Below are 7,431 nucleotides of genomic sequence, written 5' to 3'. Positions count from 1 at the left end.
GGGCTGGTGGCCGCGGGGGCGGCAGCCGCGGGGGCGGTCGGCCCTGCGGAGCCGCCGCGGGCGGCCGCCCCCGGCGTGGTGGAGCCTGCGGCGTCCTGGAGCAGGAACGCTTCGGCCTGGCGCGGGTCGTCCGCGTCGGCGGGGGCGTGCTCGCCCGAGGCGTCGCGCGACCGGCGGCGCAGGCGCCTGGTGATCCGTCCGGTCCGGGTGTCCGGACCCGGCTCGGCAGCAGAAGAAGATCTTGATGGTGGCGGGCTGCCGCTGGTCGCGACGCCGGCGGCGGGTACGTCACGGGTCGTCGAATCCGGTCGTGGGCCCGCCGCGGGCAGGCGTGTACCGATCAGCGAGACGGGACGCGCGTCACCGTCATCGCCGTAGGGCTCTCGCGACACATCGGTCACGCGCTGTCGACCTCCGTGGTATTCTCCGGCTGGTTAGTGCCTGTTACTGCTGCTTGCGGTTGCTTGGCTTGAACTTCGGACGGATCGATGTAACACGAGCTGTTCAAGTATGACAAGGCTCCTTTGGGGGTCGTCAGGGTGGCTTGGGTGGGTGTAACTTCCTGCGCCGGCGGTAGGTGCTCGGAGAGGGAGGCCGTCGCGTGGCACAGGAGGGCGTCTCGGTGGCGGCGTTCGCGGCGGGCAGGGATCCCGCGGACGATGACGTGCTGACGGTCGACGAGCTGGTCGCGTGGCTGCGGCTGTCGGAGAGCACGGTGCTCAGGCTGCTGTCCGAACGGGAGATCCCGGCTCGCAAGGTCGGCCATCAGTGGCGGATCCGCCGCGGCCGGGTCAGGGACTGGCTGGACGGCAGGGAGTGATCTTTTCCGGCAGGCTGCCCGGGCGGACGCCTCCACGGATGCCCGCACGGGCCGCGTCCAGGCTGTGCCTGCTGGTGGCGGCGGCGCCGGTGCTGCTGTGCGGTGTGCCGGCCTGTTCGGCCGTGCGTGACGTCGTGGCCCGGGCGAGCGCCACCCCGGCCGCGACCGGGCCGCCGCCGGCCGCGAGCCAGCCTCCTGGCCCGCCACTTGCCACCGCATCACCACTGGCCTCCGTCCCGCTCGACCCTCATGATCCCGGAAGCGTCGCGGTGGACTGCTTCACCCGCTGGCAGTCCTATGACACCCGGGCCGACAGCGGGCCGGACGCCGGTCTGCTGCGTGCCCGCGCCTGCATGACCCCGGACTTCTTCGCCCAGCTCGGCGGGGAGCGCGGCGCCACCGCCACCGAGGAGCCGGCGCGGGCCTGGCTGGAGCTGCGGGAGCTGGGCAGCCGGTCCACCGTCGAGGTGCTCGCGGCCTCGCCGCTCGGCGGTGTTGACAGCACCGCCAGCGGCCGGCTCGTGCTGCTGCTCAACGTCCGGCGCACGACCGTGAGCGACCGGGCCGGCGACCGCACCGAGACGGTGTCGAACCCGACGCTCACCCTGCTCCGCCAGACCGACGGCAGCTGGCTGGTGGCCGGCGCGGATCTGGCGAACTCCTACGGCGACGCCCCGGGCCGCTGACGCTGTGGCAGGGGGGAGCTACCGCGCCCGTCGGCGCCGGCAACGGTGGATGCTCTGGGGCGGGCTGGGGCTGGTCGGTGGCATCGCCGCGTTCGTCTTCGGTGTCACGGCCATCGTGGTGATCATTGCCGGTCCCTTCATCGGGAACGACGGCTCCGACGTGCGCCGGACGATCAGGAACGCCGCCGGCATCCCGTCGGAGTACCTGCCACTGATCATCGAGGCTGCGAACAACGCCGGCTGCGCCGAGGTGTCACCAGCGGTGCTGGCCGCCCAGCTGCACCAGGAGTCCGGTTTCAGCCCGAACGCCCGTTCCGCCGTCGGCGCGATGGGTATCGCCCAGTTCATGCCCGGGACCTGGGCCATCCACGGCCAGGGTGACGTGTGGAACCCGGCGGACGCCATCCCCGCCGCGGCCCGTTACGACTGTGCCGTGGCCGCGGCGACGGCGTCCGTCTCGGCGGATCCGCGGGAGAAGATGCTCGCGGCCTACAACGCCGGGCCGGGGGCGGTGCTCGCCTACGCCGGTGTCCCGCCGTACCCGGAGACCCGTGACTACGTCCGGACCATCCTCGCCCAGGCGCAGGTCTACGGCGACGTCATCGACGCCATGGTCGCGGGCACGGTGTCGGCGGCCGCGGTGGCCCCGGTGCTGGCGTTCATGGAGAGCCAGATCGGCAGGCCCTACGTGTGGGGCGCGACCGGGCCGGACGCCTGGGACTGCTCCTCGCTGGTGCAGGCGGCCTACCAGCGGATCGGGGTGTCGTTGCCGCGGGTCACCGTGGACCAGATGCGGGCGGGCCCGCTGGTGTCCGCGGTGGATCCGCAGCCGGGTGACCTGCTGTTCATCCCCGGAGCCGACGGCACCGCCGCGGCGCCGGGGCACGTCGGCATGTACGTGGGGAACGGTCGGGTGATCGCCGCGAAGGGCGCCCGCTGGGGTGTGGTCGAGTCCGCCCTGTCGGACTGGACATCGATCGTGGCGGTCACCCGCCCGCTGGCCGCCGCCTGACCGGCCGCCCCTGACCGGCCGCCCCTGACCGGCCGTCATCCGGCCGGCCATCCCGCGTAACCGCGGCCGCCTCTCCGGGCAGGGTTGGAGGAGCCCGCCGGCTCCGTGGCGGGAACAGCGGATAGTGGTCATCGTGTCACGGTTCATCCGTGCTCCCGCCCGGTTCCGTTCGACGTCTCATGTGACGCCTCATGCGGCCTCTCACGCGACCTCGGTGACGAAATGGGACAGGCCTTCCGCGGCGTCCCCGAGCACGATGACCGCCGAGCGGACCACGTAAGCGGCGTCGCTTGGCGTGTTCGCCAGATAAAAGATCAGCAATGCGAGCAGGGACAGATGCGTCAGCTTTTTCACGGTCATGCCGGACCTCGCGGGAGACGGGGTGGACAGGCGCCGTCCACGCTCACCGGAGCCTCCCGCCATCCACGCTCGATGACATGTCGACCGCTCGTTTGTGTAATCGAGTGGAAACTCTGGGTGCCCTCTGTCCGGGAAGCGGGGCAGGTGGCTCCGTTGACGACCGCGGTGCCGAACGTCCCGTCATCGCTCGACGTCCCTAAGGGGAACACTCTCCGTGAACAGTCCGGTGCGCCCGGACGGTGCGGGAGAGCGGGCAATGACGGGGAACGCGGGCAACGGTGTGAGACGGCCAGGACTGTGTGCGATGGCCAGGACCGGACGAGACGCCAGCCGCGGTGCGGCCGGCGCGGCATGCGCCCAGGGGTGCCCAGGGGTGCCCAGGGGTGCAGGGGCCCAGGGGGCCCGGCGGCGTCAGGAGGGCTTGAGGACGGTGGATATGAGGCCGTCCGGCCCGACCCGGCGGACGATCCCGCCGTACTGGGCGATGTAGACCGCGCCGGTGCCGTCGACGGCGATCCCGGTCGGCGCGTAGACCCGGGCCTCCCGCGCGTCGCCGCCGTCCCCGGGCTCGGTGGCGGCGCGGGACCCGGCGAAGGTGCTGATCACGCCGGTGGCCGCGTCCACCAGCCGGATCACGTTGTTCGCGTAGTCGGCGATGTAGAGATCACCGTTCGGCGCGAGCGCGATCCCGCTGGGATCCCCGAGCGTCACCGCGGTCGCCGGGGAGCCGTCCCCGGCGCTGCCGACCGGCGGCGGTGAGGCGGTCGGCGTGGGCGACGCCGTGCCCGTCGCTGACGGTGCCGCGCCGGCGAAACGGGAGATGACGCCCTTCGGGCTGATCTTCCGGACTGTTTCCGTCCCTCTGTCGAGGATGTAGACGCTGCCGTCCCTGGCGATGACGACACTCGCCGGATTGTTCAACAGGGCGTCGGCGGCCGGGCCGTTGTCACCCGACGTCCCGCTGGTCGACGAGCCCGCGACCGCGGCGATGCGGCCGGTGGCGACCGTGACCTTCCGTACCCGGCTGCCTTCGGAAAAGAGGACGTCGCCGTTGTCGTCGACCGCGATCCCGCGTGGGCCCGACAGTTCCGCGGCGGCTGCGGCCCCGTTGTTTCCCGTGAATCCGTCCAGCTCGGAACCGCTGCCGGCGACCACGGAGATGCCGCCGTCCCTGGTGATCATGAAAACCTGGCCGTCGGAGGTGCTGGTGGCGACGTAGATCGCGCCGGCGGTGTCGACCGCCACACTGCCCGGTGAGGCCAGGACCTTCCGGCGGGCGTCGGTGTCGGCCGTGGGCTGTGCGCTCGCCCCGGCCGTCGGCCTCGGTGACGGCGGGCGGGAACCAGCCAGCCACTCGACGGTCCCGGCCGGGCTGAGCGTCAGGACGCGGCCGGCGCTGCTGTCCGACACGACGATGGTGCCGTCCGGGCCGATGGCGATGCCGTTCACCGAGGAGAGCGCGCCCGTGATGGTGGGGCCGCTGTACGCGGCCCGGCCCGGCCGTGGGCCGGAGCCACCGCGTGAGAGCGCGACCAGGATGACGGCGACCAGGACGAGTACCAGGACACCGGCGCCGATCCGGTTGCGCCGCGGCCCGAACAGGGCCGCCACACGCCGTGCCCCCGGACCGGCTGCCCCCGGACCGCGTGCTCCCGGATCACGCGTCCGCGGACCGCCTGCCCCGGGGTACTCCTGGCCGCGCTCTCCAGCGTCAGCCGGCCGGCCGTCCGGTGAGCCGGGCGGAGGAGTCCGGGTGGGAGCCGTGAGCGGGTGGAGCGGCCTGCCGTCCGGCGGTCCAGCGCTCGGGCCTCCCCGGGGCTGCTGGGCCGGTTGCCAGGCCGCCGGGGCCGGCACCGGGCCGTCCGGCCAGCCGGCCACCGGATCCGCCGCCGGGGCCGGCGGGGAGCCCGGGGTGACCAGCCGGGTCGTGTCGCCCTCCGTGCCAGTGCCGGTGCCAGTACCGGGGCCTGCGCCAGGGCCTGTGCCAGGGCCTGTGCCAGGGCCTGTGCCAGGGCCTGAGGCTGTGTCGGACGCCGACCACCATGGCTGGGCCGTCGCCGGGCGTGTCTGTGCTGCCCGCGGGCGGGCTGTGGCCGCCGTGTCACCTCGAGCCGCTGTGTCACCTCGAGCCGCCGCGGTGACGGCGTCCGGCAGGCTGGTGGGTACTCCGCTGGCGGTCAGCCAGCCGGGGCCGTAGACGCTGGCCGCGGCCCGCGCCAGATCGATGGCGAACTCCTGGGCGGAGGAGTGCCGGGCGGGCGGGTGCTTCTCCAGCGCGCGCCCGATCACGGCGGCGACCGGCTCCGGGGCCTCCGTCAGGTGCGCGGGCGGCACGTTGAGGTGATGGTGGAGCATCGCCGGGACGCTCAGGTGCCGGTCGAACGGGGGCCGGCCGGCCAGCAGTTCGTAGAGGACGAGCCCGAGGGCGTACAGGTCCGTCGCCGGGCTGAGCCGGTCACCGCTGATCTGCTCCGGCGCCATGTAACGCGGCGTGCCCACCAGTCCGGTGGTGGTGGTCGCCGTGGTCTCGAGGATCTTGGCGATGCCGAAGTCGGTCACCTTGGGCAGGCCGGTGCTGGTGAACAGCAGGTTGTCCGGCTTGATGTCCCGGTGCAGGACGCCCCGCGCGTGCGCGGCGGCCAGCGCGGTGGCGGCCGACAGCCCGATCGCGCAGGCCGCCGGCTGCCTCGGCCCGCCAGGCCCGCCAGGCCCGCCGGACCCGGAAAGGCCGTTGCCACGCCGCTGCCGGCCGTCCGGGCCGGTGGCGAACCGCTGGCGCAGGCTGCCGCCGGTCAGTTTCTCCATCACCAGCAGGCACAGGCCACCGCGTTCCACATAGTCGTAGACCCGGACGACATGGGGATGGTCGAACCCGGCGAGCAGCCGCGCCTCCACCAGGAACCGTTCGCGGACCTCCTCGGCCCCGCCGTCCTCCTCGGGCAGCACCTTGACGGCGACATCACGCTGGATCAGTCTGTGCCGGCCGGCGAAGACCACACCGAAGCCCCCGCGGCCGAGCTCGTCACCGACGTCGTAGTCCGGTAACGCGGCCGCTACCCGTGCGCGGTCGACTGCCATGTCGTGGTCCTACTCGATTCCTCGGGGTCGCCGGCGCGCGGGAAAGGGAAGCGAACGAAGTACACAGGCCAACGAAGTGCCTGAAGTGTACGAAGTGCGTGGAGCGCACATGGTGGCACCACCGCCGGCCGCCAGCTGCCCGGGTGGCCGGCGACACGCGGTAAGGATCATGATCCGACGGTTCCCGGCCGGTCTACCCGGTCTGGGCAACGGTCGTGATGATGCCGGTGGTGCTGACGCGCCGGACGCGGTCGTTCTTGTCGTCGGCGATGTAGAGGTTGCCGGCGCCGTCGACGGTGACGCCGGTCGGGCTGGACAGCTGCGCCCGGACAGCCGCCGCGCCGTCCCCGGCGGAGCCGGCGGTCCCGTTGCCGGCGACAGTGGTGATCACGCCGTTGGTGGCAACCCGCCGGATGCGCTCGTTGCTGTAGTCGGCGATGTAGAGGACGCCGTCCGGGCTGAGGGTGGCGCTGGGGACGCGCAGCTGGGCCGCGGTGGCCGGGCCGCCGTCCCCGCCGTAGCCGGAGGTGCCGTTCCCGGCGGCGGTCGTGATGACACCGTCGGGGCTGACCTTGCGGATCCGCGCGTTGCCGAGCTCGGATATGTAGAGAGTGCCGTCAGCGGCCACGGCCAGGTTGTTGGGGTTCTTGATCTGGGCCTGGGCGGCCGGGCCGCCGTCGCCGGAGAAGCCGGCCGTGCCGGTGCCGACGACCGTCGTGATGATCCCCTGCGGGTCGATCTTCCGGATGCGCTGGTTGTCGTAGTCGGAGATGTAGACCGAGCCGTCCGCGGCGATCGCCAGCCCGTAGGGCTCGTTGAGCTGGGCCGCCGTCGCCGGGCCGCCGTCGCCGGAGAAACCCGCGGTGCCGGTGCCGGCGATCGTCGTGATGATCCCCCGCGGGTCGACCTTCCGGATGCGGTGGTTGTGCGAGTCGCTGATGTAGACGTTGCCGTCCGCGTCGACGGCCGTTGTGGCCGGGCTGTCCAGCTCCGCCTGGGTGGCCGGGCCGCCGTCGCCGCCGAAGCCCGCGTTGCCGCTGCCGGTGCCGGCGACGGTGGCCACGGTTCCGTCCGGGGAGATCTTGCGTACCTGGTGGCTGGTCCAGTCGGTGATGTAGAGCGCGCCCGCCCGGTCGATCGTGACGTCGTACGCGTCCAGGCCGGGCAGGGTCAGCGCCGTGCCCGAGTAGGCGGTGCCCGGGACGAACAGCGCGGAGCGCTGGGGCGGGGCGTCTGCGCCCGAGGCCGCCACCAGGGTGATGCCGACGCTCAGCGCGGCGACCACGACGAACACGACTCCGGTGATCAGCCACATCCGGCGGCGGGACGGCCGTCGCTGGCCCTGCGGCCATCCCGGGCCGGGTCCCGGGGGTGGCTGCGGGCCCGCGGGCACCCGCCCGTCCCGGGGCCCGGACGGCCCGGACGGCCCGCCGCCGGGAGCGAACGGGCTGGGCTGCCACCAGTCCGTACCGGGC

At 73.3% G+C, this 7,431-nt stretch carries 6 protein-coding genes and 1 pseudogene; 3 read left to right on the top strand and 4 right to left on the bottom strand.

Annotation, left to right across the window (positions count from 1 at the left end; genetic code table 11):
* Window positions 1–401 (bottom strand): annotated as a pseudogene (locus NBX02_RS22490) (hypothetical protein); the annotation flags it as partial.
* 200 nt (window positions 402–601) lie between these two features.
* Between NBX02_RS22490 and NBX02_RS22485 the strand changes: the two are divergent.
* From NBX02_RS22485 to NBX02_RS22475, 3 genes are read left to right on the top strand one after another with little or no spacing between them, the layout of a single operon-like run.
* Window positions 602–820 carry a helix-turn-helix domain-containing protein gene (locus NBX02_RS22485; RefSeq protein ID WP_013875580.1) on the top strand — a complete coding sequence of 73 codons (219 nt, stop codon included), beginning with the start codon at window positions 602–604 and terminating at the stop codon, window positions 818–820.
* A gap of 38 nt (window positions 821–858) precedes the next feature.
* Complete coding sequence (locus tag NBX02_RS22480) at window positions 859–1,506, top strand: hypothetical protein (RefSeq protein ID WP_250293033.1); 648 nt, start codon at window positions 859–861, stop codon at window positions 1,504–1,506.
* A gap of 49 nt (window positions 1,507–1,555) precedes the next feature.
* The gene (locus tag NBX02_RS22475; protein ID WP_250293037.1) at window positions 1,556–2,518 is read left to right on the top strand and encodes a bifunctional lytic transglycosylase/C40 family peptidase; all 963 of its coding nucleotides are present in this window, start codon (window positions 1,556–1,558) and stop codon (window positions 2,516–2,518) included.
* Window positions 2,519–2,719: 201 nt separating this feature from the next.
* On the opposite strand, the gene NBX02_RS22470 is transcribed toward NBX02_RS22475, so the two are convergent.
* The 3 genes from NBX02_RS22470 to NBX02_RS22460 all read right to left on the bottom strand — a co-directional run.
* Window positions 2,720–2,878, bottom strand: coding sequence for a hypothetical protein (locus NBX02_RS22470; protein ID WP_175648265.1), 159 nt, complete (start codon window positions 2,876–2,878; stop codon window positions 2,720–2,722).
* A 411-nt stretch (window positions 2,879–3,289) separates the two neighbouring features.
* Window positions 3,290–5,956 carry a protein kinase domain-containing protein gene (locus NBX02_RS22465; RefSeq protein WP_250286513.1) on the bottom strand — a complete coding sequence of 889 codons (2,667 nt, stop codon included), beginning with the start codon at window positions 5,954–5,956 and terminating at the stop codon, window positions 3,290–3,292.
* Window positions 5,957–6,149: 193 nt separating this feature from the next.
* Window positions 6,150–7,431, bottom strand: a 1,282-nt coding sequence (locus NBX02_RS22460) for an NHL repeat-containing protein (protein WP_250293030.1), incomplete at its 5' end; no start/stop codon positions are given.

The organism is Protofrankia sp. CiP1_Cm_nod1 (assembly GCF_920888515.1).
Lineage (GTDB): Bacteria > Actinomycetota > Actinomycetes > Frankiales > Frankiaceae > Protofrankia.
Note: the sequence above shows the minus strand (reverse complement) of the source record. Positions and strands in the feature narration are given on the sequence as shown.